Below are 23,880 nucleotides of genomic sequence, written 5' to 3'. Positions count from 1 at the left end.
GATCGCCCGGGGGCGCTGCCCCCGGACCCCCGGGATATTTCGGACCAGAAGAAAGGCTCAGGGCAGGAATTCGTTCGGATCGACCGAGTTCAGTCCGCGCCGCACCTCGAAGTGTACGAAGGTCGGGTCGCCTGCGCCAACCTGACCCAGATTGCCGCCGCGTGCGACGCTGTCCCCTTTGGCGACGCTCAGGTTTTTAAGGTTCGTGTAGACGGTCAGCAGGTTGTCCGCATGTTTGACAACCACGATGGATGTGCCTGATGTGTCTTGTGTGACGGCGGCAACGGTGCCGCTGTCGGCGGCCTTGACCGTGGTGCCGGCGGTCGCGGCGATGTCGATGCCTTCGTTGCGCCCGGGGCTGTAGTCGCGGATGATCGCACCCGCCAAGGGCCGGACGAAACGTGCCTCGCTCGCTGCGGGTGTGGCCGCCGGGGCGGGGGCTGCCGGCTGAGGCGGTGCGGATGCTGTTTCCGACACTGTCGGGGCCGCTGTCGTCAGATCAGGCGCATCAGGCAGTGTAACAGGTGTTGCGACCGATGGCGTGCTGGCGGGCAGGGGGGCCGCAGCCGAGGGCGGCACGGGCGATGTGCTGCCGATACCGGGGGCCGTGATCGGGCCACCTGCGGGATCGGCGGCACCGCCGCCCTGCGGCACCAGAATGAACTGGCCTTCGCGCACGGTCAGGCTGGAATCCAACCCGTTCCATTCTGCCAGCGTGCCGACGGGGACGTTGTACAGACGGCTGATCGAAAACGCCGTTTCGCCGCGTTCGACGCGGTGGCGGATCGGTTGGGTGGCGGTGGTCTGCGCCGGGGTTGCTGCGGGTGCAGCCAGCCCGCCCGATGTTGCATCCGCGCGGTCCAGCGCCGTTGTTGCCACCGCGGTTACATCCAACGGCACCGTCGTTTGCGCACCGGGCACGCGGGTGGGCAGGGCCAGCACTTCGCCATCGCGCAGCGTGACGCCCTGTTCGATCCCGTTGAAACTGGCAAGTGTCGCGGGATCGACCCCGACGCGGGATGCAATCGATGCCACCGTATCGCCACGGCGTGCAACGGCCACCTGGTAGTCGGCATAGGTGATGACGCCCCGCTGGTCGGGGTCGGGGCGATCCGGCAGATTGCCAACCGCAGGTGATGTGTCGAATGCGCCTGTGCGATCCCGCAAGTCGATGTCGGGCAAGCCGGCGTCGCAGGCCGCCAGCAAGGCGATCCCCGCGCAACTGAAGGTCAGGCGCAGAGCTGCGTTACGGCGGGTCTGGGTCATGGATGGGCTCCTGTCCACTGCGGGGTCCGTCTTGCGCGGTTTGGCCATTGTTTTAGTCCTCTCCGAGGCCTTCAATCAAGGGAACAAAGCGCACATCGCGCAATTCCGCGTAATCAAGGCCTTGTGGTGTGCGTGTCACGCGGATCAGTGTCTGCACGGTATCGGACTGGCCCACGGGCAGCACCATGATCCCGCCCTCGCGCAATTGCGCCAAAAGCGGGCCGGGTGGGTCCTCGGCGGCTGCGGTCAACAGGATGCGGTCGAAGGGCGCCTGTTCCGGCAACCCGTGGCTGCCGTCACCGACCAATGCGGTAATGTTGTGCAGATCGAGCGCGTCAAAGACCGTCTGCGCCTCGGTCACAAGGCGACGGAAACGGTCAACCGTATAGACCCGGCGCGCGAGCTGGCTGAGGATTGCCGCCTGATAACCCGACCCGGTTCCGACCTCGAGGACCTTGTGACGGGGCTGCACATCAAGGGCCTGGGTCATGATGCCGACGACCGACGGCTGGCTGATGGTCTGGCCGCAGGCAATTGGCAGTGGCATGTCCTCAAAGGCACGTTCGGCAAAGAGGCCCTTGTTGACAAACCGTGACCGGTCGATGAGTTCCATCGCTGTCAGCACGCGTTCGTTCGTCACCCCCTTGGACCGGAGGGCAAACAAAAACTGCATCTGGGTTTGCGGATCGGTCAAGCCAGCCTGTCCCGCATCTGGTCGATCACATCATGCGCCGTGAGGTCCGCGCGCATCGGCGTGGCCGAGATATAGCCATCGACATTGGCCTGTGCATCGGTGCCGGCCCCGGTCGCGCGTTGCTGATCGCCGCCCTTGACCCATAGAAAATGCCGGTGCCCCGGGGTTTCGGCGCGCACCATGTGATGATGGCCGCCGCGGCGGAACCCTTGGGTCGTGACCTGAAATCCCGCCACATCTGCGGCTGGGACCGGGGGGAAATTCACGTTCCAGAACAGGCAGTAGTCGGCATCGTCCCAAACGTCGGCGGCGAGCAGCCTGTTGATGGTGGCAACACCATGCGCGGCGGCGGCTGCAAAGGCATGTTCGGGGTCCATGTTGCGCGGGCCATAGTATTGCGACAATGCGATGGCCCGGTGACCCTGCAAGGCAGCCTCCATCGCGGCGCCGATCGTGCCGGAATAGAGCACGTTTTCAGCGGCGTTGTTGCCGCGGTTCACGCCGGACAGGATCAGATCGGGCTCCCCGGGCAGGATGTCGAACAATGCGGCCAGCACGCAATCGGCGGGCGATCCCTGAACCGCGAAACGCCGCGGTTCCAGCTGTGTGACCATCGTGGGATGGGTATAGTTGATGCAATGCCCGACGCCGGATTGTTCCTGCGCGGGGGCCACGGTCCAGACCTCGCCGGTGGGGCCAGCGATGGCGGACGCGATGTCGTGCAGGACGGCCAGACCCGGGGCGTTGATGCCGTCGTCGTTGGTGATCAGTATCCGCATGACAGCCCTTTGCGCGTGTTGCCGCACGTTAGGTCATGGAAAAAGGCGGGGCAAGCGCTTGCCCCGCGTGGGGTCGGGATCAGGCCAGTATTTCAGGCAGCAGGCGGGCGGCCTCTGAGGCCGGGCTGGCCAATGCGCTGCGGTCTTCGCCGGGATAGAACCGGGCGCGCAATGCCGTGGGCATCGGGGCGGGGTTGATCAGGCGGACCTGCGGTCCGGTCTTGACCGTCTCGGCGGCCCAACTGTTGACCAGTGCCAGCTGCGCGGCCTTGGTCGCACCATAGGTGCCGTAGAATTTCTGACCTGCGGGGTGGTCGTCGCAGAACACCGCGCGCCCCTGCGCACCCAAAAGCGGCGAGACATAGCCGATCAGCCGGGCCGTGGCCGTCACGTTGACCTCGAGCGATTTCGCAAGGTCCTTGGGGCCGATGTGTCCGGCAGGCGCCAAAGGTGCCGCGTGGATTGCCGTGTGGATCCACAGATCCAGTTTGCCCCAACGGTCAAAAATACCGCGGCACAGTTGTTGCATGGCGGCGTCCACACAAATGTCCATTGGCGCAAGGGTGGCCTGACCGCCTGCGGCCTTGACCGCGTCGTCCAGTTCCTCGAGCGCGCCAACGGTGCGTGCAACGGCAACGATATGGTGCGTGGGTGCGAGGGCGGTGGCAAGTGCCGCGCCCAGGCCACGAGAGGCACCGGTGATGAGAGCGATCTTATCTGTCATGCGCACCCTTTGCCGCAGCAAGACGGCGCTGTCCAGTGTCAGCCTGGCATCGTCAACCTGCGGGTGACACCGCGTCGGTCCAAAAGGCTGAGGCCATGTTCAGACACGGCCACGACGGTCATGTTGTCCACGCGGTCACCGATCGTCACCTGGCTGATTGCACCACGTGCCGTTCGGATCAGCGCCGCATTCCCGTTTTGCGACAGCCGCAGCCCGATGAGTGCCAGTTTCGTCATGTCCAGTTTTTCCTCTGCGACAGCGATCTGTGCCACATTGGCGGGGACGGGGTTTGTTGTACTTGCGTCGGTCATGTTCTCGGCTCTGGCTGGGCTCTGGCGGCCAGTGCACCGGTTTTGCGTCAGGGAACAGCGGCAAATGCCGCAGTGCGGCATCCGCGCTTTTCCGTGCTCAAATCAGGTGACCGGATCGGCGGTTTTCAGCGCAGCGCCGGCCCGGGTTCAGCCATTGCGATCACGATCCCGCAAGGCGTCCGCGATGCGGCGGGGTTCGGGATCATTGCCGGTGGTGGGCCAGCCTTCGCGTTGCTGCGACCTGATGCCGTCGCTGGCCTCTGTCTGGTCGTGGAACAGGTGAACCTGCGTCGGATAGGGCAGATCGATACCGGCCTTGTCCAATGCGATGTAAGTTTCCTGAATGACCTCGCCCCGAATGTGGATGCGGTCCTTTTTCGGTGATTTGGTCCACCAGCGCAGGCGGATGATATTTGCGAAATCGCCCTGTGCGACAGGGATGGTTTCGGGTGCGGGGTCGGCCATCACGCCTTCAATTGATCCACAGGTTTCTTCCAGGATCCGGCGCGCCTCTTTCCAGTCGTCATTGCAACCGATGCCCACGTCCAATTCGCTGCGCAGGATATCGTAGGCCGTCAGGACCACCACGCTGTCGGTGTAGATATCGGCATTGGGGATGACGACACGGCGCCCGTCGTATGTCTTGATCAATGTGGCGCGGGTCTCGATCCGTTCGACGGTGCCTTCGTGGCCACCGCTGATGATCTGATCGCCGACCTCGAACGGTTGCCGCAGCAGGATCAGGATACCCGCGAGCATGTTTTGCAAGATGTCCTTGAACGCGAAACCGATGGCCACGGACCCTACGCCGAGGCCCGCCAGCAAATCGCCGGGTCGAATTGTCGGGGCCACGATGGTGACGGCCAGCATCAAACCCACGATGATCAACGCCCATTTGACCAGACTGGACCCCACGTCGGCCAGGCTGGGCCTGCCGCGTTTTTCTGCTGCGCGGCGCACAAGGCTGCCGATGCCACGGGCGAACAGCCAGAACAGCAGAATCACAACGACTGCGACGGCAATATTGGGAAGAAGGCGAAACAACCCGTCGATCCACGCGTCCAATTTATCGAAAATCAAACCGGGGTTTGCGTCAACTTCTTCCATGTTCATCCTGCTTTCATTAGTCGGTCGTGGGCAGATAATGCGGCCGAGGGATAGGTCAATAAAACAGGATTGACCTGACGAGGGTCAGGTCATTGGAATAGGCCCTGTCTGGGCCTTACGGTTGGTCTGCATCCCTGCGCAAGCACGCATGGCCCCGGCCGTCGCAGTCGGCACCAGACGGGGGCGCTGGCACCCGGCACGATCATGAACCGGGCGGCCGTGGTTTTGCGGTCTATTCCGCCGGTTCCTTGGTCTTGAAACCGGCCTCGATCTTGTCCGAAGGCACGATGGGGTATTCGCCCGAAAAACAGGCGTCGCAATACTGCGGGGATTTCGGATCGCGGCCCTGTTTTTCACCCACTGCACGATAAAGTCCGTCCAGCGAAATGAACTTGAGGCTGTCGACGCCCAGATGGGCTGTCATCTCGGCTTCTGTCATGCGGGCGGCAAGCAGTTTTTCACGTTCCGGCGTGTCCACGCCGTAAAAGCAGGGCCAGACTGTCGGCGGGCTGGCAATCCGGAAATGCACGGCAGCGGCACCAGCCTCGAGGATCATTTCCTTGATTTTCTGGCTGGTCGTGCCGCGCACCACGCTGTCGTCGACCAGGATCACCCGTTTGCCCTGAATAAGGGCCCGGTTCACGTTCAGTTTCAGGCGCACGCCCATGTTGCGGATCTGCTCGGACGGTTCGATGAACGTGCGGCCCATATACTGGTTGCGCACGATCCCCATCGCAAAGGGAATGCCGGATTCCAGCGAATAACCGATGGCCGCAGGCGTTCCGCTGTCGGGGACGGGGCAGACCAGATCTGCCTCGACCGGCGCTTCCTTGGCCAGTTCGCGGCCGATGGCCTCGCGGGTTTCATAGACGGAACGGCCCCCCAGCGACGAATCCGGCCTGCTGAAATACACGTGTTCAAAGATGCAAAACCGCGATTTCTGGCGACGGAAGGGGAAATGGCTTTGGACGCCGCTGTCTGCGCTGATGACCACCATTTCGCCCGGTGCGATTTCGCGGATGAAATCGGCACCCACGATGTCCAATGCGCAGGTTTCAGACGCCAGCACCCAGCCATCGCCCAACTGACCCAGCACCAACGGGCGCACGCCCAGCGGGTCGCGGCAGCCGATCAGTTTGGTGCGGGTCATGGCGACCACGGAAAACGCGCCTTCGACCTTGCGCAGGGCTTCTTCCATGCGGTCGGGGATGGTGCGGCCCATGGACCGCGCCATCAGGTGGATGATGCATTCGGAATCGCTGGACGACTGAAAGATCGAGCCACGCTCGATCAGCTCGCGGCGCAGGGCCACGGCATTGGTGATGTTGCCGTTATGTGCAATCGCAGCACCGCCCATGGAAAATTCACCAAAGAATGGCTGCACGTCACGAATCGCCGTCTGCCCCTTGGACCCGGCCGTGGAATAGCGCACGTGGCCGATGCCGATGTTGCCGGGCAGGAGGGCCAGTGTTTCCGCGCTGGTGAAATTGTCCCGCACCAGACCCATGCGGCGGGCCTGATTGAATCCGGTGGTGCTGTCGTAGGTGACGACGCCACCGGCCTCTTGGCCACGGTGTTGCAGCGCGTGCAGGCCGAGCGCGATAAAGTTTGATGCCTCTGATACGCCGACGACGCCAAAGACGCCGCATTCCTCCTTGAGCTTGTCATCATCGGGATCGAACGGATGAGAGGGCAATGATTTCGCGGGGGCAGGATGGCTCGCATTGCGCACGTGGCAGCTCCGGTTCCGGGGGCGGTTGCCATGCGTTTAACCAATGCCCGCGGCAGAGTCACGAGACTGTCACACGACATTTGCATGGCGGCGCATGTCAGACCGAAAATGGCCACCGCGATCACGTGATCGGGAACATTGCGTGACCTGCGGTGTTGGGAGTCCAAGCTGCGGCGCTTTGCCCCAGTTGCAGCCAGAACGAGAGCCCCCTGACCAGATGAAATCAGCAACACACCTCGAATCCATTCGGCGCAGCCTGACGCTGTTGATGTTGATTGCGATTTTCGTGACCTGTTATTTTGCGCGCGACCTGATCCTGCCTGTCATGCTGGGGTTCCTGATTGCCTTGACGTTGTCGCCGGTGTCGCGCGGGTTGTCGCGGATCGGGGTCCCGCATTGGGCATCCGGCGTCGGCCTGATCGCGATCACCACGACCCTGATCGGATTGATCATTCTGTTCGGCGCGGGCACGGTCAGCACCTGGATGTCGGATTTCGATGATCTGGCGCGCGAATTGCAGTTCAAACTGGGCGGCGTGTTCCGCCAGCTGGAAAGTGTGCGGCAGGCTGGCGAGGACGTGGCCAAGATGGCCGCCGCCGGTGGTGAGGCAGCCCAAGAGGTCGTGGTGCAACAGCCGACCATGCTGGATAGTGCATTCGACATGGCCGGCACGTTGGGCGCAACACTGGCTGTGGCGCTGGTGCTGGCAACGTTTCTGCTGGCATCGGGTGACATGTTCTACATCAAGCTGGTCCAAAGCTTTGAGACCATGAGCGGCAAGAAGCGCGCATTGACGATGGTCTATGACATCGAACGCAAGGTGTCGCATTACCTGCTGACGATCACGGTCATCAACGCATCGCTGGGGCTGTGCATCGGCGTGGCCCTGACCCTGCTGGGGCTGCCCTATGGCTGGCTTTGGGGTATCGTCGCGTTCTTGTTGAACTTTCTGCCGTATCTGGGGGCGATGGCAGGTGTTTTGATGGTCGGGGCGATTTCGATCATCACTTTTGACGACTTTGGATATGCCCTTCTGGCCCCCTTGATCTACCTGACGTTCACCACGATCGAGGGCAATTTCGTGACCCCGTCGCTGCTGGGCCGTCAGCTCAAGATGAATACCGTCGCGGTTTTCCTGACGGTCGTCCTCTGGGCGTGGCTGTGGGGCATTCCGGGGGCGCTGGTTGCTGTGCCGTTCTTGGTGGTGTTCAAGGTGGTGGCCGACAATATCGACAGCCTGGCCATCGTCAGCAACTTTCTGTCAGGCGCGGACACCTCGGAATTGCGGGACCTGCGACGCGCGCCGATCGCCTTTGAGGATCACGGCGCGCACAAGGATGATTGAGGTTACTGAACGTCGGTCGTGGCACCGCATTCGCCGATCAGCGCCGCATACTGCGACGTGATCCAGCCCAATGCTGCCTCGGGGTCGCGATCCTCGAGCGTGCCGCCGAACTGGGTAAAGATGCGTGCGGAACGGCTGTCCTCGACCATGGCGATATCCTGTGCAGACAGCACCGTCTGGTAGACAAAGAACGCCACCGTCACCAGCAGGACACCGCGGGCAACGCCGAACAGGAACCCCAATCCCTGATCCAGGCCATTCAGCGCCGACCGCTGGATCACGCTGGAAAACAGCGGTGTGAATATCGACACGACCACCAGAGCCACGGCGAACACCACGGCAAAGGCCGCAATAATCGACAATTCGCAGCTGTCACCGATGAAATCGCCCAGCACCGGGATCTGGCGCACCAGCGGTTCGGCCTGACCGGCAAACAGGAACGCCAGTATCGTCGCCCCGATCCAGCCTGCAATGGCCATCGCCTCGCGGACCAGACCACGCGAATAGGCCAGCAGTGCCGAAATAACGATTGTGGCGGCCACGATGCCGTCAATGATGGTGAAACCGTCCATGTGCGTCCCCCGGCTGGCCCGTGGCCGCTAGCGCGCGCCAAAAACCTGTTCTACGAAACCGGCCAGATCCTGCATTTCCCGCAGGTCCATCCCGGCGCCTTGCGTGCCCTTGGGCGCGCGCGGCATGATCGCCGAGGTAAAACCAAGTTTCTGCGCCTCTTTCAATCTATTTTCCGTCTGAATGACCGGACGCAACGCACCCGACAGGCTGATTTCACCGAAAATGACCGCCTCCCTGGGCAGGGCTGCATCCTCTCGGGCGGAAACCAGTGCTGCGGCCACCGCCAGATCGGCGGCGGGTTCGTTGATCCGCAGGCCACCCGCGACGTTCAGATAGACGTCCAATCCGGTGAACGGCACGTCGCAACGCGATTCCAGAACTGCCATGATCATGGCAAGCCGCCCGCCGTCCCAACCCACGACCGAGCGGCGCGGCTGGCTGTGCGGCGAGGGTGCGACCAGCGCCTGAATTTCGCACAGGACCGGTCGCGTGCCCTCGACCCCGGCAAAGACGACAGAACCGGGGGCCGGTTCACCGCGTTCGGACAGAAACAGCGCAGAGGGATTTTTCACCTCTGCCAGACCCTTGCCGGTCATTTCGAACACACCGATTTCATCGGCCGGGCCAAAGCGGTTTTTCACACTGCGCAGAATGCGGAACTGGTGGCCACGCTCGCCCTCGAAATAGAGGACGGTATCGACCATGTGTTCGACGACACGGGGGCCTGCGATCGCACCTTCCTTGGTGACATGGCCGACCATGACGACGGACATGCCGCGCTTTTTCGCAAAAGTCGTCAACTCGTGCGCGCAGGACCGGACCTGACTGACACTGCCCGGCGCGCTTTCGACGGTGTCGGACCACATGGTCTGGATCGAATCGATCACGCACAGATCAGGCGTGTCCTGATCCAGTGTCGTCAGGATGTCGCGCAGGTTGGTTTCGGCGGCCAGACGCACGGGCGATTTTTCCAAACCCAGCCTGCGGGCACGCATCTGCACCTGTGCATTCGATTCCTCGCCTGAAATATAGACGACACGCAGGCCGTTGCGCGCAAACCGTGCCGCAGCCTGTAGCAGCAGTGTCGATTTGCCGATGCCGGGATCCCCGCCGACAAGCAGGGCCGACCCCTTGGTCAGGCCGCCCCCCAGAACACGGTCAAGTTCGGTGACACCGGACTGCGTGCGGGGCGGTTCCGCCTCTTGGGTGGCCAGGTCTGTCAGCGGGATCGATTTGCCGCGATGTTTGCCCAGCCCCTGTTTTTTGGGGCCGCTGGACAGGCCCGCATCCTCGACGATGCTGTTCCATGCGCCGCAGGCGTCGCAACGCCCTGACCATTTGGCCGATGCCGCACCGCAGTCGGAACAGGTGAATGTCAGATCCTTTGCCATGTTCACCTTTTGCCCCAAAGCGTGGGGGCTGGCAACGGCGCATTTTCGTGGGCGTCAGCCTATTCGGCGGCTGGTTTCTGTGCGGGCAGATTAACGATGTTGCTGGGCGGTGCGTCCTGTTCGGTGTCCTCATCCAGCGATGCGTCGTGTTCCAGCGCATATCCCAGCAGCGGCAGAACGCCCTGCAATGCCTCGTCCAGATGCGCGAGCTGGTTTGCGACGCGGGATTCTTCCATCTCGACCTGTGCTGACCAACTGCGGATCTGTTCGCAGATGTGCAACGCCTCGAGAATCTGTTCCTGCTGGTCCTCGGCCTCTTTCTGGCGGGCGGCGAGGAACGCCTTGGCGCGGGCGACCCGTTCTTCGGAATAGACTTCGGCCAGATGCCGGGATGTCTGGCCCATCTGTGCCGCCACCTCTAGGACGCCGGGTTCCAGACGCACCAGATCCGGGTGATCGCGCAGATAGGCCAGCCGTTCGCGCACCGCATCAAATTCGGAGCTGAGACTGAAGATGCCCTGGCGGTCGGCATGATGCACCGCGTTATAGGCGACCTTGATATCGTCCATGCTGATCTGGAAATCCCGGTGACTGCGTTCCAGTGCCATCATCCGGGCATTGGTCGGCAGGAAAAACGCCATTGCGGCGAGCAGGACCGTCAAACCGATCTGAAGCCACATGCCCGCCTGCGGATAGGGGACCCCACCAAGTGAGGCCTCGACTGTCAGCCAACCGGTCACGCCAAGCGCACTGAGTGCGGTGAACACCAACGCGGCCACCGCCAGCACGGCCACGACGAACAACGATACGGCATGCATGATCTGGATCACGTAACGAATGGAAAGCGACATCGCGGCGGGTCCGATCAAAAAGTCTCTTACAACGGATTAACCATAAGGCGAATTGTCCGGGGGGCCTACATGCTTTGCGGAACGGTTCCCCTCGACTGTATCCACCTGCGAAACAATGATCGGCGCACTGCGGGATTGGGGCGGCTCGGGTCAATCGACAGTTGCGAAAACCGTCAAGATTTTCAGATCGTTAGGCATTTTTCCGCCAGTTGATCCAAAATTGTGGATAATTTCGGGCTCAAGAAGCTGATTTCGACGCTTTGTCGCAGTGTGTTGCCGGAGGGCGTCAAAATATTGCCAGATTTATCGGATTATGCACCGAATCGGGTCGCCTCTCCGGCGTAGCGGCGGCTGTAGCGTGCACCCAGGCTGGTCAGGATTTCGTAGCCGATGGTGCCGGCTGCACGGGCCAGATCGTCCACGGTCTGATCCGGTGACAGGATGGACAGCGAAACAGGATCGTCGCGCAGATCGGTGATATCCACCGTGATCAGATCCATCGAGATGCGGCCGACCAGCGGGCAGGGCTGTGACCCCGACCACAGCGTCGCGCGGCCTGACGCGGCGCGCAGCAACCCGTCGGCATATCCGGCCGACAAGGTGGCGAGGCGCGTGGGACGTTCGGCCTGCCAGCTGTTCCCATAGCCCACGACCTCACCTTCGGTCAGGTCGCGGATCTGCACGATCGGCAGATCAAGCCGGGCCACGGGCCGCGCGCCTGCAAAGGGCAGGCCACCGTATAGACCGATGCCGGGACGGCATTCGTCAAAGTGATATGCGGACCCCAGCAGCATCCCGCCGGTCGCAGCAAGGCTGCGCGGCGTGGTGATGCCGTCGGTCATCTGGTGGAACACGTCCAGTTGATAGGGGTTCATGGGATGATCTGGTTCATCGGCACAGGCAAGGTGCGACATCACCACCACGGGTTTGCGCCGCAGAGCGGGTTCGGCCACCTGTGCCCAGTCGTCCCATTCCAGCCCCAGCCGGTTCATGCCGGTATCAAGCTGGAGACCAAAGGGATGGTCCGGCAGATCCCGGAAATGGCGGTCAATCTGTGACAGGCTGTTCAGGATCGGTGTCAGCTGATGGTCCACCAGCAGCTGCGTGTCGCCTTTCATGTGGCCGGTCAGCACGCGGATCTGGGCCCGGTCGCCCAGGGCTGCGCGCAGGGCGGCACCTTCTTCGGCGACCGCGACGTAGAAAATCCGCGCGCCCTGTTTTGCCAGCGCCGCCGCCACGCGACCCGCCCCCAGGCCGTAGCCATCCGCCTTGACCACCGCCGCGGTTTCGCAAGAGGTCAGGTCGTTCAGGCTGCGCCAGTTGGCAGCCACCGCGCCAAGATCGATTGTCAGATGTCCAGTGCTCATGCCTGCCTTGTGCCACTGTTTTGCGGGCTGGGCAATCGGCAGGCGTGGCCAGCGGGGGGAACGCATTTTCTGCGAAAATGCGTGCGCCTCCGGCGGGAGTATTTCGGGCAAGATGATGCAGGCTGTCCGGTGCTGCCGGTGGTCACGCGTGACCCTAGTTCGCCGTGACGATCCGGTATGCGGTCAACTCCTGGGCCGTCAGCAGGTAAATTTCATCCGGCGGGGTGACCAGCGCGTGCTGCATGACCAGCGGATCAACGCCCATCTCGTCGAGAAAGGTCATGACCTCTCCCTGGCCGCGTTGAATGTCCTCGACGGCGAGAAAAGCGGGCAGGGCGGTGTTTTCACCGAAATAATGCTGGTGCACGCCGACCAATGCGCCGTACTCGACCTGTCGTGTGGTGCCGGAAGACAGGATGTAGGGGCAGGCAGACAGGCAGATATCCGTCCCCGTCATGCGCGTGCCGATCCCTGCATCGCGCAGGGCGCGCCCGAGGGTCAGCGCATCGCTGACCGACCCACCCGGACTGTTGAGAAACGCCTGTTCGGGTGCAGGATCGACGCTGGCAAGAAAGGTCGCAAACCGGTCGGCGTCGCCGGGTGCGATGGTGCCGGTCAGGGTGATGACTGGTGCCCCGTTCCAGACGGTATCGACGAATTCCAGCCGCGAGGGCATGTCCGTCGTTGCAGGGATCGGGCGCGAGCCCGGCCGGGGTGCGCGCGGACTGACCTGGTTGGGGTCATAGCGCCGGGTCTGGTCGCCGGGGCCCAGTGGTTCTGTCAGGGCGGGCGCGGAGGAGGGGCTCGCGATCTGCGGCAGAATACGTGCCAGGTCAGAGCTGAGCATGACACCCGCAAACAGGACCTGCAGCCCGAGGATCCATTTCAGCCAGCGGCCCGTCTGGTGCGGTCTGGCCGTCATGTGTCCGGCTCTTGGGCGGGCGGTGGTGGTGGCGGGCCGGGCCGCGGCGCGCGATCGAGCGATGTGTCCATGTCGCGGATCGCTGTCACGGCCGCGCGGAGTTCGGCCAGGGTCATGCTGTCCTCGGTGGCGGTGCCTTCGCGCCCGACACGGATCGCGGCCTGCGTGACGGCAAGGATCAGCACCAGCACGGCCGGAAGCAGGTCGATGGCAATGGCCCCCGCCCAACTGGGAACAAAGCTGCCGGCGTATTTGATCACGGCGTCTGCGGATGAAATCGGTGTGTAGCTGATGTCGGCAGGCGGTGTCATGGACAGCACGGCCTGCGCTGCCGATTGCAGCCCCTCGGCGCGTTGGCGCAGCACGGCCAGCACGGCGTCGATCGTTGCCTGCTGTCCGGCCCGCGTGGTGTCGTTGCTGCCGTCCAGCTGCGGCAGGACGACCGAATCCGCAAGGTCGGTGGCGGCACGGCTGACAAGCGGCGCAACGGACAGTTGGCGCAACTGCGTGATGACATTCGCGAGGCGCACGGCCTCTTCGCTAAAGGGCACGGACCGCGCCTCGACCGGCCCTTGTTCCACGGTCAGCGCACGCATGCGCGACAGGATCGCGTTGCCTTCGACAAAGGCCTGTTCCACGAGAGGTTGCTGTGCGGTGATCTGCGCCTCGAGCGCCGTCAGCTCGTCCGATTTCTGGCGCAAGAGACGGAACACCGCCCCCTGACCGGCAAATCCCGAGAGCTGACCCGTCGCTTCTTGTTCGGACAGATCGTCAAAGGACTGCCGCACGCGAGCCACGTCACGCCCCAGCGATTGTGCGGATTGCGTGATCTCGTCCGCGCGTTCGAGGGCGGCCTGATAGTCCTGTACGGTTTCAGCCAGATGCTGTTCGACGGCGGCGGCCCCGGCCAGTGCTGCCGCGTTCAGCCAGGACGACATCGCCACGATGGCCAGTGACCCCAGCGCCATCGACAGCATCAGCCCGATCCGCGCGGCCCCGGTGCGCACGGCGGGCAAAAGGCGCATCATGTAGGACCAGAACACAAAAATCCCGACCGAGACGGCCACCGAATAGGCAAGCGCCGCAAAGACCGACAGTGCCCCATTGTCATCCAGCAGCGATGACACGCCAAGGTAGGTATAGATGCCCGATGCCACGGCCAGCACACCCAGCGCCGTTCCCGTGATGCTGTCCAGCCAGTCGACGTGAGTTTGCAGGTCGCGGGCGTTACGGATGCCGCGCGCCTGCGCACGGGACAGGCGGGGATCGTCGTCGGACATTGGGGCTGCTCCTGCTGGTTCAACCCAAGATAGGCGGTGCTGCGCGGGATGCAAATAACGCGCGCGTGGGATGGCGGCTAGGCAGGCTTCAGGACCTTGCGGAAGGTTGGGCCGGGGTTTCGCAGGGCATAGCCCATCGCCCTATAGGCTGCCTGCGCGCCGGTATTGTCGGGATCGGTGCCGATATTGACATATGCGCAATCCAGTCCGCGTGCGTGATCCTCTACAGCGGTGATGATCGCGCGCCCCAGACCGCACCCGCGCAGGTCGGGTACAACGAAGATGTGGTGCAGGTTCAACCCGCGCAGCCCGTGTTGCGCCTGTGCGGTCGGGACCATCAGGGCATAGCCTGCCGGACGCGATCCGTGTCGCGCGATCAGCCCCCACAGCCAGGGTGGTGTGTCAAAAAGGTCGCGCGTCAGGGCATCCGCGCAGGCACGGCTGTCGTCGCCATGAAACGCGCCAAGCGCGTCCGACATAACGACCAGATCAGGGACGTCAGCTTGCGTGACGGCGCGGATCTCAAAATCCGACGTCACCGCCGCCGCCATTGTCCTGCCAGGGTTTGACCAGGTTGCCAAAACGGGTGAACCGGCCCTCGAACGACAGTTCCACCGTGCCGATGGGGCCGTGACGCTGCTTGCCGATCACGACCTCTGCCTTGCCACGCAGACGTTCCATTTCCTCTTGCCACAGGGCGATCTTTTCCATCTCGTGGTCGCCGGGTTTTTCGCGTTCCTTGTAGTATTCCTCGCGGAACACGAACATCACGACGTCGGCGTCCTGCTCGATCGAGCCGGATTCGCGCAGGTCCGACAGCTGCGGGCGCTTGTCCTCGCGGGATTCGACCTGACGCGACAGCTGGGACAGGGCGATCACGGGGATGTTCAGCTCCTTGGCGATGGCCTTCAGGCCCATCGTGATCTCCGAGATTTCGTTCACCCGGTTTTCGCCCTTGCCGGTGCCCCGCACCAGTTGCAGGTAGTCGACCACCAGCACGTCCAGCCCGTGGGTCCGTTTCAGACGGCGCGCCCGTGCGGCCAGCTGGGAAATCGGCAACGCCGGGGTGTCGTCGATGAACAGCGGGCAGGATTCAAGCTTCTTGGCGGCATCCACGAAACGGCGGAATTCGACCTCTGACATGTCGCCGCGGCGGATCTGTTCGGACGGCACCTCGGCCGCCTCCGACAGGATGCGGGCGGCCAGCTGTTCTGCGGACATCTCGAGGCTGTAGAACCCCACCACGCCACCGTTGACCGCACCCTCGGATCCGTCCGGCAGGGTGCCTTTCTTGTAGGCCTTGGCGATGTTGTAGGCGATGTTGGTGGCCAGCGAGGTCTTGCCCATCGATGGACGCCCCGCGAGGATCAGCAGGTCGGATTTGTGCAGCCCGCCCAGTTTCTTGTCCAGATCATTGAGTCCCGTGGACACGCCAGCCAGACCACCATCGCGCTGGTAGGCGGCATTGGCGACGTTGACCGCATCGGTGACCGCCCGCAGAAACGACTGGAACCCGCTGTCCGCCGTCCCGCTTTCTGCCAGAGCATAAAGCGCCTGTTCCGCCTCGACGATCTGATCCTTTGGTTCGGATGCGACATCGACCTTGCTTGCCTTGGACGCGATTTCCTGACCCACCTGGATCAATTGCCGCCGGATCGCGAGGTCGTAGATCATCTGCGCATAGTCGCGCACCGCAAAGGCAGACACCGCAGAGGCCGCCAGCCGGACCAGATAGGCCCCGCCGCCCAACTCCTTGAGGCCCTCATCCTCTTCCATGTAGCTTTTCAGGGTAACGGGGCTGGCCAGCGCGTTCTTGGCCAGCCGGGCCGCGGCACATTCGAAAATCCGTGCGTGCACCGGGTCATAGAAATGCTGCGGGCCGACGATGGAGGCGATCCGGTCAAAGATGTCGTTGTTGGTCAGGATTGCACCCAGCAACTGCTGTTCCGCCTCGATCGAATGGGGCATCTGGTCGATGCTGGCCTCTTCCACGCCCGTCGCATTGAAACTTGTCGCCTCGTTCATGCCCTGTCCCCTATTCCCCGGTCCGCTGTGCCGACGGGTGTAACCCAGCCGCAGGCCTGCCTCAAATTGTATGTTTCTGTGGATAACGCGATCGGCTGGATTCGCGCAGACCCCAGGTCTTCTTCTGGTCTGAAATATCCCGGGGGTCCGGGGGCAGCGCCCCCGGTCCGGCATAAGGATACGTTGATCAGGCCGCGATGGTGATCAGGCCGTGATGGTGATCAGACCATGATACCCGGTTGCCATCCGTTCGGATCGCGCAGGTAGGCCTCGACCGTGTCCAGGGTCGCTGCGTCAAAGCTCTGGTTGGCGCGCGCCACCTCCAGCACGTCCCACCAGGTGCACAGCGACACCAGCTTGACCCCATGGGCGGCCAGCGATTCCTCGACGCCGGGATAGATGCCGTAGTAGAAAATCACAGCCGTGGCGTTGCAGGTCGCGCCCGTGTCGCGGATCGCATCCACGAAAGACAGCTTCGATCCGCCATCGGTGGTCAGATCCTCGACCAGCAACACGCGCTGACCTTCTGACATCACCCCTTCGATCCGCGCGTTGCGGCCGTAACCCTTGGGCTTCTTGCGCACATAGGTCATCGGCAGCGCCATGCGTTCGGCCACCAGCGCCGAAAACGGGATGCCCGCGGTTTCACCACCCGCCACGTTGTCAAAAGCCTCGAACCCGCAGTCGCGCATGATGCTGACGGTCAGGAAATCCATCAGGGTCGACCGGATACGCGGAAAAGAGATCAGCTTGCGGCAGTCGACATAGGTCGGGGCCTGTTTGCCAGAGGCATGGGTGAACGGCGTCGTCGCATTGAAATCGATCGCGCCGATTTCCAGCAGCATGGACGCCGTCAGGCGGGCAATTTCGGATTTTTCGGGAAAGGACGACGGGATCATGGCGCGGCTCCTGGCTGTGGCTTCGCGCGGGTTTAGGGCCTTTGGGGCCGGATGTTAAGAGGCAGCACAGATGCCGTGCTGGCAGGTCGCCCCGTCAGCGCAGGGTCAGTCCACGACGCGCCAATGCAGCGGGAAGCCGGGGTCAAACACCGTCACCGGCCCGTCATCGGTGGCAATATGATCGGGATAGGCGACGGGATCGCCCTTGCGCAGGGTGATCGTGTCCGGGTTCGGCGGCAGCCGGTAGAACGCAGGCCCATTGAGCGAGGCAAAGGCCTCGAGCTTGGGCAATTTCCCGGCCGCATCAAACACCTCGGCCAGACAGGACATGGTGTTCGGCGCGCTGAATACGCCCGCGCAGCCGCATTCCTGCAACTTGCGTGCATCCGTATGCGGGGCGCTGTCGGTGCCCAGAAAAAACCGCACGTCGCCGGACACGGCAGCCTGCACCAGTGCGACACGGTGCTTTTCGCGCTTGGCCACCGGCAGGCAGTAGTAATGCGGGCGGATGCCACCGGCCAGAATGTGATTGCGGTTGATGATCAGGTGATGGGTCGTGATCGTCGCGGCCAGGTTTTTCGGCGTGTCGCGGACATAATCCACCGCATCCTCGGTAGTGACGTGTTCCATGATGATCCGCAGGTCGGGGTTCTTCTTGCGGATCGGCTTGAGGACCTTTTCGATGAACACCGCTTCGCGGTCGAAAATATCGACGGCGCTGTCGGTGACCTCGCCGTGGACGCACAAGGGCATGCCGATTTCGGCCATCCGGTCCAGCACCGGTCGCACCTTGTCGAAATCGCGCACGCCAGACGCGGAATTCGTCGTGGCCCCGGCAGGGTAAAGTTTGACGGCCGTTGCAATGCCTTCGGCGTGGGCGCGCGCCACATCGTCGGGATCCGTGTCCTCGGTCAGGTAGAGCGTCATCAGCGGTGTGAACTGCGCACCGGCGGGCATCGCATCCCTGATGCGGGCGCGGTAGGCCGTTGCATCACGGGCCGTCACGACAGGCGGCACGAGGTTCGGCATCACGATGGCGCGGCCGAAATGCCGTGTGGTTTCGGGCAGGACCGCGCGCAGCATGGCACCGTCCCGCAGGTGCAGGTGCCAGTCGTCGGGGCGGCGGATCGTCAGTTCGGTCAAATCTCTATCAGGCATGGCGCGTCTTTATACGCAACCACTGGCTCTGACCAGATCAGACCGCGTCGATCTCGGCCTTGGCGGATTTGGGCAGCGGTTTGCCCATTTCCTGCAATTGCTTGGCAAAGAACGGGTTCGGTCCGCGCGCCAGAACGGAATAACACAACTGCAAGGCCAGTGCGTCATGGCCGGTATCCAGCAGACGCTTGTGCAGGTTGCGCAGATAGGCACCGGACTGCTTGCGCGCACGCATCAACTGACCAAAGCGGGCATGGGTCAGGGTGCCGTCCATGGCCGCCCGGATCACGTCATCCAGCACGCGCAGCGCCTCGAACATGACATCCATGCGACCGCCCAGTCCTGAAACGCGCAGCATGGATACATTGGGTTTCGTGAACAACGCGGCATGCATCGCGTCCATGCGCTGCTGCGGACAATAGGCGACATAGGCGCGCTGGGCTGCGTCGATCATGTCGGGGGCATAGCCATAGCGGCGGGTAAAATTCTGGCCGCGGTATTTCACGAACCGCATGTCCCAGCCGGCAACTGCCGGATCCAGCGTTGCCTGTGGCCGCAGGGCCAGCACGCGCGCACCGGGTGCCGCGACAGCAAAGGCGGCCGCCGCATAGCCGCCGGCTTGCGCACCATAAAACAGCACGTCCTCGAAATCCTCGAAAAACCCGTCGTCGATCAGGCGGTCGAAATGCCGGTAAACCCGCTCGTCACGAAACCAGCTTTCGCCGCGGCTGATGATGGCCAGATGCGACCAGCCTTCGCGCCGGGCAAAGGCGAAACCACGGGGGGCGGCATCGGGCAGGCTCATGACTTCGGTTGCGTTCTCGAACGTCACAAGCAGTTTGGGGCCGGCATCCAGAAAGGCCGCGCCGAAATCTTCTCCAAGCGGTGTATAGGACCCGTGATCCTCCACCAGCTCCTCGAGTGCCACGAGCCAATCATCGATTTCCAGCCCCTTGAGGTCCGTCTCGAAGGTCAATCTGTGGTCGGTCATGGCAGTTCTCCGCGGTTCAGGCCTGTCAGATGCCTTCGCAATGGGGCGAAATTAGGCAGTCGGCGCGCCGCTTTTGGGACATTGTGCGGTGTCGCCCTCGGCGCAAATCTACGGCCTTTCACCAAGGTCGTCCATGCTGTGCTTGACCTCTGGGCCATGTGGTGCAGGTTTGAGGCACGAGGGGGAGGGTGACAATGAAATTTGACAGTATCGACGCCGTGCAGGCCGGGCTGGCGCAACAGGACTACATCTGCGGGCGCAGCCTTGCCACGGTGACATTCCTCGCGCTCAAGCTGGGCCGCCCCCTGTTCCTCGAGGGTGAGGCCGGCACAGGCAAGACCGAAATCGCCAAGGCGATCGCCGCGGCGCTGGGGCGCCGGCTGATCCGGCTGCAATGCTACGAGGGGCTGGACGCGGCGTCAGCGGTTTACGAGTGGAACTTTGCCGAACAGATGATCGCCATTCGCGCGGCAGAGGCAACGGGCGGCACCGACCGTGCCGCGCTGAAGGCAGAGCTTTTTACCCAAGACTACCTGATCGAACGTCCGTTGCTGCAGGCCATGCGGCCACAGCCGGGCGGCGCGCCCGTCCTGCTGATCGACGAGCTGGACCGGACGGATGCGCCCTTCGAGGCATTTCTGCTCGAGGCGCTCTCGGATTTTCAGGTGACGATCCCGGAACTGGGCACGATAAAGGCGCCAGAACCGCCCATCGTCATCCTGACCTCGAACCGCACCCGTGAAGTGCACGACGCTCTCAAACGTCGCTGCCTCTATCATTGGGTCGATTACCCGGATTTCGACCGCGAAATCGACATCCTGCACGCCCGCGCGCCACAGGCATCCGCCGCCCTGTCGCGCGAGGTCGTGGCCTTTGTCCAGCGTCTGCGCACCGAGGATCTGTTCAAGAAACCGGGGGTTGCCGAAACCATCGACTGGGCAAAATGCCTGCTTGCACTGGACGTCATCGACCTGTCGCCTGCGGTGATCGCCGACACGCTGGGCGCAATCCTCAAATATCAGGACGACATCCAAAAGCTCGAAGGCTCCAAGGCAAAACAGATCTTGGACGAGGCACGCGCTTCGATTCCCGTCTGATGCATCATCTTGCCGGAAATACTCCACGGGGGTCTGGGGGTGTGAAACCCCCAGCGGTGCAGCGGTGGTAGACCTCGCTGACCTCGCACTGCCGGAGAACCCGAAACTGGCGCAGAACATCACCCATTTCGCCCGCGCCCTGCGCCGGGCGGGTCTGCCCATCGGACCGGGGCGCGTGATCGACGCGGTGCGCGCGGTGCAGGCGGCGGGTTTCACCGACCGGATGGATTTCTACTGGACGCTGCATGCCTGTTTTGTCTCAAAGCGAGAGGAACAGGCGACCTTTGGCCAGATATTTCGGCTGTACTGGCGCGATCCGCGATACCTTGAGCAGATGATGTCCTTCATGCAGCCCATGGTGCGCGGCGTGGCCGAGGAACGCACCGCCCAGGCGGCCGAAAAACGCGCGGCAGAGGCCTTGCTGGACGGCGAAGAACGCGACGTGCCACAGCCACAGGACGAGGCCAGGGACGACGAAATCCTGCTGGACATCGACGCGAGCCAGACCATCAGCACGCAGGAACGGTTGCGCAGTCTGGATTTCGAACAGATGAGTCTTGCTGAAATGGCCGCCGCCCGCCGCATTCTGGCGCAGATGTCGCTGCCGGTGAAACCCCTGCAATCGCGGCGCACGCAAGCCCTTTCCGGGCGTATTCCCGACTGGCGTGGCACCCAGCGGATGGCAATGCGCCGGGGTGGAGAGATCACGGAACTTGCGACCAAACGCAGGCGGCTGCGTTATCCGAATCTCGTGGTGCTGTGCGACATCTCGGGGTCCATGTCGCAATATTCCCGCGCCGTGCTGCATTTCGTGCACGGTGTCGCCAATGCGCAGGGGCAGGGCTGGGCGCAGGTCCATGCCTTTACCTTTGGCACGCGGCTGACGAACATCACCCGTCATCTGCGCACCCGCGACGTGGATGCGGCGCTGTCCGCCGCCGGGGCAGAGGCGCAGGACTGGGAAGGCGGGACGCGCATCGCCGCCTGCCTGCATGATTTCAACCGCGACTGGTCGCGACGCGTCATGGGGCAGGGGGCGGTCGTGCTGCTGATCACCGACGGGCTGGACCGTGACCCGACAGCCGATCTGGGGCGCGAAATGCAGCGCCTGTCGTTGACCGCGCGTCAGCTGATCTGGCTGAACCCGCTTTTGCGGTGGGACGGTTTCGCACCCAAGGCCAAGGGGATCGCTGCGATGTTGCCGCATGTGTCCAGCTTTCGGTCGGGGCACAACATCGCCTCGCTTGCCGGGCTTGCGCAAGCCTTGGCGCGGCCCGATGATACGGGCGAGAAACAGCGGCTGATGGCGGCCCTCGCGGACACTGCAACCGACGCCGCGCAAAACCCGTTTGCGTTCACCCGCGCGGCCAACACGATAGGATGACCCTGCCATGACACCGCATCTGTTGACCCTCGCGCTGGACTGGCACCGGGCGGGCCGCGCCGTCGCCGTGGCCACGGTGATCGAGACATGGGGCAGTGCGCCGCGCGGGGTCGGTTCGCTGCTGGTCATCGACGGCGATGGCAACATGGAAGGGTCGGTCTCCGGCGGCTGCGTCGAGGGGGCCGTGATCCTCGAGGCCATCGAGGCGTTGCAAGACGGCAAGCCGCGCCTGCTGGACTACGGGGTCAGCGACGACGATGCCTTTGCCGTGGGGCTTGCCTGTGGCGGGCGCATCCGGGTGCTGGTCGAACCTGTGGGCGGGGCAATGCCGCTGGATGTGCTGGAAACCCTGTGCGCCCGGATCGCGGCCAAGGACCCCGTGGCCTATGTCATTGATCTGGAGGGCGGCGCGCGCAGGGTTGCGGTACCTGCGGATCATCCCGACCGTTTCCGGCTGGACCGGTCCGGTGTGGAGGACGACGCACGTACCTTTGTCGCCGTGCACAACCCGCCGCTGCGGATGATCGTCGTGGGGGCCGTGCATATCGCGCAGGTGCTCTTGCCCATGGCGCGGGCTTGCGGTTTCGATCCGGTGCTGATCGATCCGCGCGGCGTGTTCGGGTCGGCTGACAGGTTTCCAGGCGAGACGATCATCGAGGATTGGCCTGACGCGGCGTTGACGGCACTTGCCCCCGACAGCCGCACCGCCGTCGTGACGCTGACCCATGATCCGAAACTGGACGATCCCGCGATCATGCAGGTTTTGGGATCGGAGGCATTCTACCTGGGCTGTCTGGGATCGACACGCACTCACGCCAAACGTGTCGCGCGGCTGACCGAGGCCGGTTTTACCGCCGCACAGATCGACCGCATTCACGCACCCGTCGGTCTGGATCTGGGCGGGCGCGCACCTGCCGAAATCGCGGTCAGCGTGATGGCGCAAGTGATCGCCACCCTGCGCCGCGCCCCATGAGGTTCGGCCCCGTCCGGACGGCGGATGCGCTGGGCGCGATTCTCGCGCATTCGCTCGACTGTGGAACCACGCGGATTCGCAAGGGGACCGTTCTGTCCGCCGCGCATCTGGCAGAGCTTGCGGCAGCGGGTCACGATCGCGTTACAGTCGCACTGCTGGCAGCCGATGATCTGGACGAAAACCGCGCCGCAGCACAGCTGGGTGCCGCGCTGGTGCCCGAAGGGCGGCTGCACCTGCGGGTGACGCCTGCCAGCACGGGCCGGGTCAACATCGTGGCCACGCGCGCCGGTGTCGTGGGAATCGCGGCCGAGGCGATCAACGCGGTCAATGCCGTCAGCCCGATGATCACCGTGGCGACGCTGGCACCCCTCACGCGGGTAGCGGTGGATACCTTGATCGCGACGATCAAGGTGATCTCTTTCGGGGTGCCGCGCGCGGATCTCGACCGGGCCTGTCAGGCCGCATCGGGTCAGCCGATCACCCTGCATCCGCCGCGCCTGAGCACTGCCACGTTGATCGAGACGACAACCGATGCCACCACACCGAACCCCAAGGGGCGGCGCGCGCTGGCCACGCGCCTTGCGCGGTTGGGGGTGACCCTGTCGGAACGCGTCGTGGTGTCGCATGACGCATCTGAGATTGCTGCGGCGCTGCATGAGGCACCGGGCGATCTTGCGCTGATCCTGACGGCCTCTGCGACCTCTGATGTGGCGGATACCGCGCCGACCGGTGTGATGCAGGCGGGCGGGCGCATGATCCACTATGGCATGCCGGTCGATCCCGGCAACCTGCTGTTCATTGCGCAACTGGGTGAAAAACCTGTCATAGGCCTGCCTGGCTGCGCGCGGTCGCCTGCATTGAACGGGGCGGACTGGGTGCTGGAACGGGTCATCTGCGGCCTGCCGGTCGGTCCGGCTGAAATCGCCGCGATGGGCGTGGGTGGCCTGCTCAAGGAAATGCCGTCGCGCCCCTTGCCGCGCAGGCCGATCACCGCGCGGTGATGACGCGACG

The 23,880-nt window shown here is 63.5% G+C and carries 23 protein-coding genes; 5 read left to right on the top strand and 18 right to left on the bottom strand.

Annotated elements, in window-relative coordinates; all coding sequences use genetic code 11:
- Window positions 1-57 precede the first annotated feature (57 nt).
- The 7 genes from AN189_RS07715 to purF form a co-directional block, all read right to left on the bottom strand.
- Window positions 58-1,266, bottom strand: a complete 1,209-nt coding sequence (locus tag AN189_RS07715; protein WP_056034208.1) for a peptidoglycan DD-metalloendopeptidase family protein — start codon at window positions 1,264-1,266, stop codon at window positions 58-60.
- A 52-nt stretch (window positions 1,267-1,318) separates the two neighbouring features.
- Complete coding sequence (locus tag AN189_RS07710; RefSeq protein WP_253279576.1) at window positions 1,319-1,939, bottom strand: protein-L-isoaspartate(D-aspartate) O-methyltransferase; 621 nt, start codon at window positions 1,937-1,939, stop codon at window positions 1,319-1,321.
- A gap of 17 nt (window positions 1,940-1,956) precedes the next feature.
- Window positions 1,957-2,739: a 5'/3'-nucleotidase SurE gene (gene surE, locus AN189_RS07705; RefSeq protein WP_056033624.1), complete on the bottom strand. Its 783-nt coding sequence runs from the start codon at window positions 2,737-2,739 to the stop codon at window positions 1,957-1,959.
- 79 nt (window positions 2,740-2,818) lie between these two features.
- A complete protein-coding gene (locus AN189_RS07700; protein ID WP_056033621.1) occupies window positions 2,819-3,463 on the bottom strand; it encodes an SDR family oxidoreductase in 645 nt (214 codons plus the stop codon).
- A 38-nt stretch (window positions 3,464-3,501) separates the two neighbouring features.
- Window positions 3,502-3,774: a hypothetical protein gene (locus tag AN189_RS07695; protein WP_157057421.1), complete on the bottom strand. Its 273-nt coding sequence runs from the start codon at window positions 3,772-3,774 to the stop codon at window positions 3,502-3,504.
- 147 nt (window positions 3,775-3,921) lie between these two features.
- Window positions 3,922-4,881 (bottom strand): mechanosensitive ion channel family protein, encoded by a 960-nt coding sequence (locus AN189_RS07690; RefSeq protein ID WP_056034204.1) that lies wholly within the window; start codon window positions 4,879-4,881, stop codon window positions 3,922-3,924.
- A 232-nt stretch (window positions 4,882-5,113) separates the two neighbouring features.
- Window positions 5,114-6,613 (bottom strand): amidophosphoribosyltransferase, encoded by a 1,500-nt coding sequence (purF, locus tag AN189_RS07685; protein ID WP_253279575.1) that lies wholly within the window; start codon window positions 6,611-6,613, stop codon window positions 5,114-5,116.
- 217 nt (window positions 6,614-6,830) lie between these two features.
- On the opposite strand from purF, the gene AN189_RS07680 reads away from it, so the two are divergent.
- Window positions 6,831-7,958, top strand: a complete 1,128-nt coding sequence (locus AN189_RS07680) for an AI-2E family transporter (protein ID WP_083484308.1) — start codon at window positions 6,831-6,833, stop codon at window positions 7,956-7,958.
- Window positions 7,959-7,960: 2 nt separating this feature from the next.
- On the opposite strand, the gene AN189_RS07675 is transcribed toward AN189_RS07680, so the two are convergent.
- The 11 genes from AN189_RS07675 to AN189_RS07625 form a co-directional block, all read right to left on the bottom strand.
- Entirely contained in the window at window positions 7,961-8,530 is a 570-nt protein-coding gene (locus AN189_RS07675; RefSeq protein ID WP_056033615.1) for a CvpA family protein, read from the bottom strand.
- A 27-nt stretch (window positions 8,531-8,557) separates the two neighbouring features.
- Window positions 8,558-9,922 (bottom strand): DNA repair protein RadA, encoded by a 1,365-nt coding sequence (gene radA, locus AN189_RS07670; protein ID WP_056033612.1) that lies wholly within the window; start codon window positions 9,920-9,922, stop codon window positions 8,558-8,560.
- Between the two features lie 59 nt (window positions 9,923-9,981).
- A complete protein-coding gene (locus AN189_RS07665; protein WP_056033607.1) occupies window positions 9,982-10,773 on the bottom strand; it encodes a hypothetical protein in 792 nt (263 codons plus the stop codon).
- Between the two features lie 311 nt (window positions 10,774-11,084).
- Window positions 11,085-12,140: an alanine racemase gene (alr, locus tag AN189_RS07660; protein WP_056033604.1), complete on the bottom strand. Its 1,056-nt coding sequence runs from the start codon at window positions 12,138-12,140 to the stop codon at window positions 11,085-11,087.
- Window positions 12,141-12,294: 154 nt separating this feature from the next.
- A complete protein-coding gene (locus AN189_RS07655) occupies window positions 12,295-13,062 on the bottom strand; it encodes a hypothetical protein (RefSeq protein ID WP_056033601.1) in 768 nt (255 codons plus the stop codon).
- Window positions 13,059-14,342, bottom strand: a complete 1,284-nt coding sequence (locus AN189_RS07650; RefSeq protein ID WP_056033599.1) for a hypothetical protein — start codon at window positions 14,340-14,342, stop codon at window positions 13,059-13,061. Before AN189_RS07650 ends, AN189_RS07655 begins: the two co-directional genes overlap by 4 nt.
- A 77-nt stretch (window positions 14,343-14,419) precedes the next feature.
- Complete coding sequence (locus AN189_RS07645) at window positions 14,420-14,881, bottom strand: N-acetyltransferase (protein ID WP_056033596.1); 462 nt, start codon at window positions 14,879-14,881, stop codon at window positions 14,420-14,422.
- Window positions 14,865-16,367: a replicative DNA helicase gene (locus tag AN189_RS07640; protein WP_056033593.1), complete on the bottom strand. Its 1,503-nt coding sequence runs from the start codon at window positions 16,365-16,367 to the stop codon at window positions 14,865-14,867. The genes AN189_RS07645 and AN189_RS07640 overlap by 17 nt, the downstream gene beginning before the upstream one ends.
- A gap of 221 nt (window positions 16,368-16,588) precedes the next feature.
- Window positions 16,589-17,266 carry an orotate phosphoribosyltransferase gene (locus AN189_RS07635; RefSeq protein WP_056033592.1) on the bottom strand — a complete coding sequence of 226 codons (678 nt, stop codon included), beginning with the start codon at window positions 17,264-17,266 and terminating at the stop codon, window positions 16,589-16,591.
- Between the two features lie 105 nt (window positions 17,267-17,371).
- A complete protein-coding gene (gene pyrC, locus AN189_RS07630; protein ID WP_056033589.1) occupies window positions 17,372-18,424 on the bottom strand; it encodes a dihydroorotase in 1,053 nt (350 codons plus the stop codon).
- 37 nt (window positions 18,425-18,461) lie between these two features.
- Complete coding sequence (locus AN189_RS07625; RefSeq protein ID WP_056033586.1) at window positions 18,462-19,415, bottom strand: hypothetical protein; 954 nt, start codon at window positions 19,413-19,415, stop codon at window positions 18,462-18,464.
- Between the two features lie 194 nt (window positions 19,416-19,609).
- Here AN189_RS07625 and AN189_RS07620 point away from each other — a divergent pair, with 194 nt between their 5' ends.
- The 4 genes from AN189_RS07620 (at window position 19,610) to AN189_RS07605 (ending at window position 23,870) form a co-directional block, all read left to right on the top strand.
- Window positions 19,610-20,512, top strand: coding sequence for a MoxR family ATPase (locus AN189_RS07620; RefSeq protein ID WP_056033581.1), 903 nt, complete (start codon window positions 19,610-19,612; stop codon window positions 20,510-20,512).
- Between the two features lie 64 nt (window positions 20,513-20,576).
- Window positions 20,577-21,896 carry a VWA domain-containing protein gene (locus tag AN189_RS07615; protein ID WP_083484307.1) on the top strand — a complete coding sequence of 440 codons (1,320 nt, stop codon included), beginning with the start codon at window positions 20,577-20,579 and terminating at the stop codon, window positions 21,894-21,896.
- Window positions 21,897-21,903: 7 nt separating this feature from the next.
- Entirely contained in the window at window positions 21,904-22,869 is a 966-nt protein-coding gene (locus AN189_RS07610; protein ID WP_056033578.1) for an XdhC family protein, read from the top strand.
- Window positions 22,866-23,870, top strand: coding sequence for a molybdopterin-binding protein (locus AN189_RS07605; protein ID WP_056033575.1), 1,005 nt, complete (start codon window positions 22,866-22,868; stop codon window positions 23,868-23,870). The genes AN189_RS07610 and AN189_RS07605 overlap by 4 nt, the downstream gene beginning before the upstream one ends.
- Window positions 23,871-23,880 lie beyond the last annotated feature (10 nt).

The sequence above is a fragment of the Loktanella sp. 3ANDIMAR09 genome (genome assembly GCF_001420005.1).
In the GTDB taxonomy this organism is placed as follows: Bacteria; Pseudomonadota; Alphaproteobacteria; order Rhodobacterales; family Rhodobacteraceae; genus Loktanella.
Note: the sequence above shows the minus strand (reverse complement) of the source record. Positions and strands in the feature narration are given on the sequence as shown.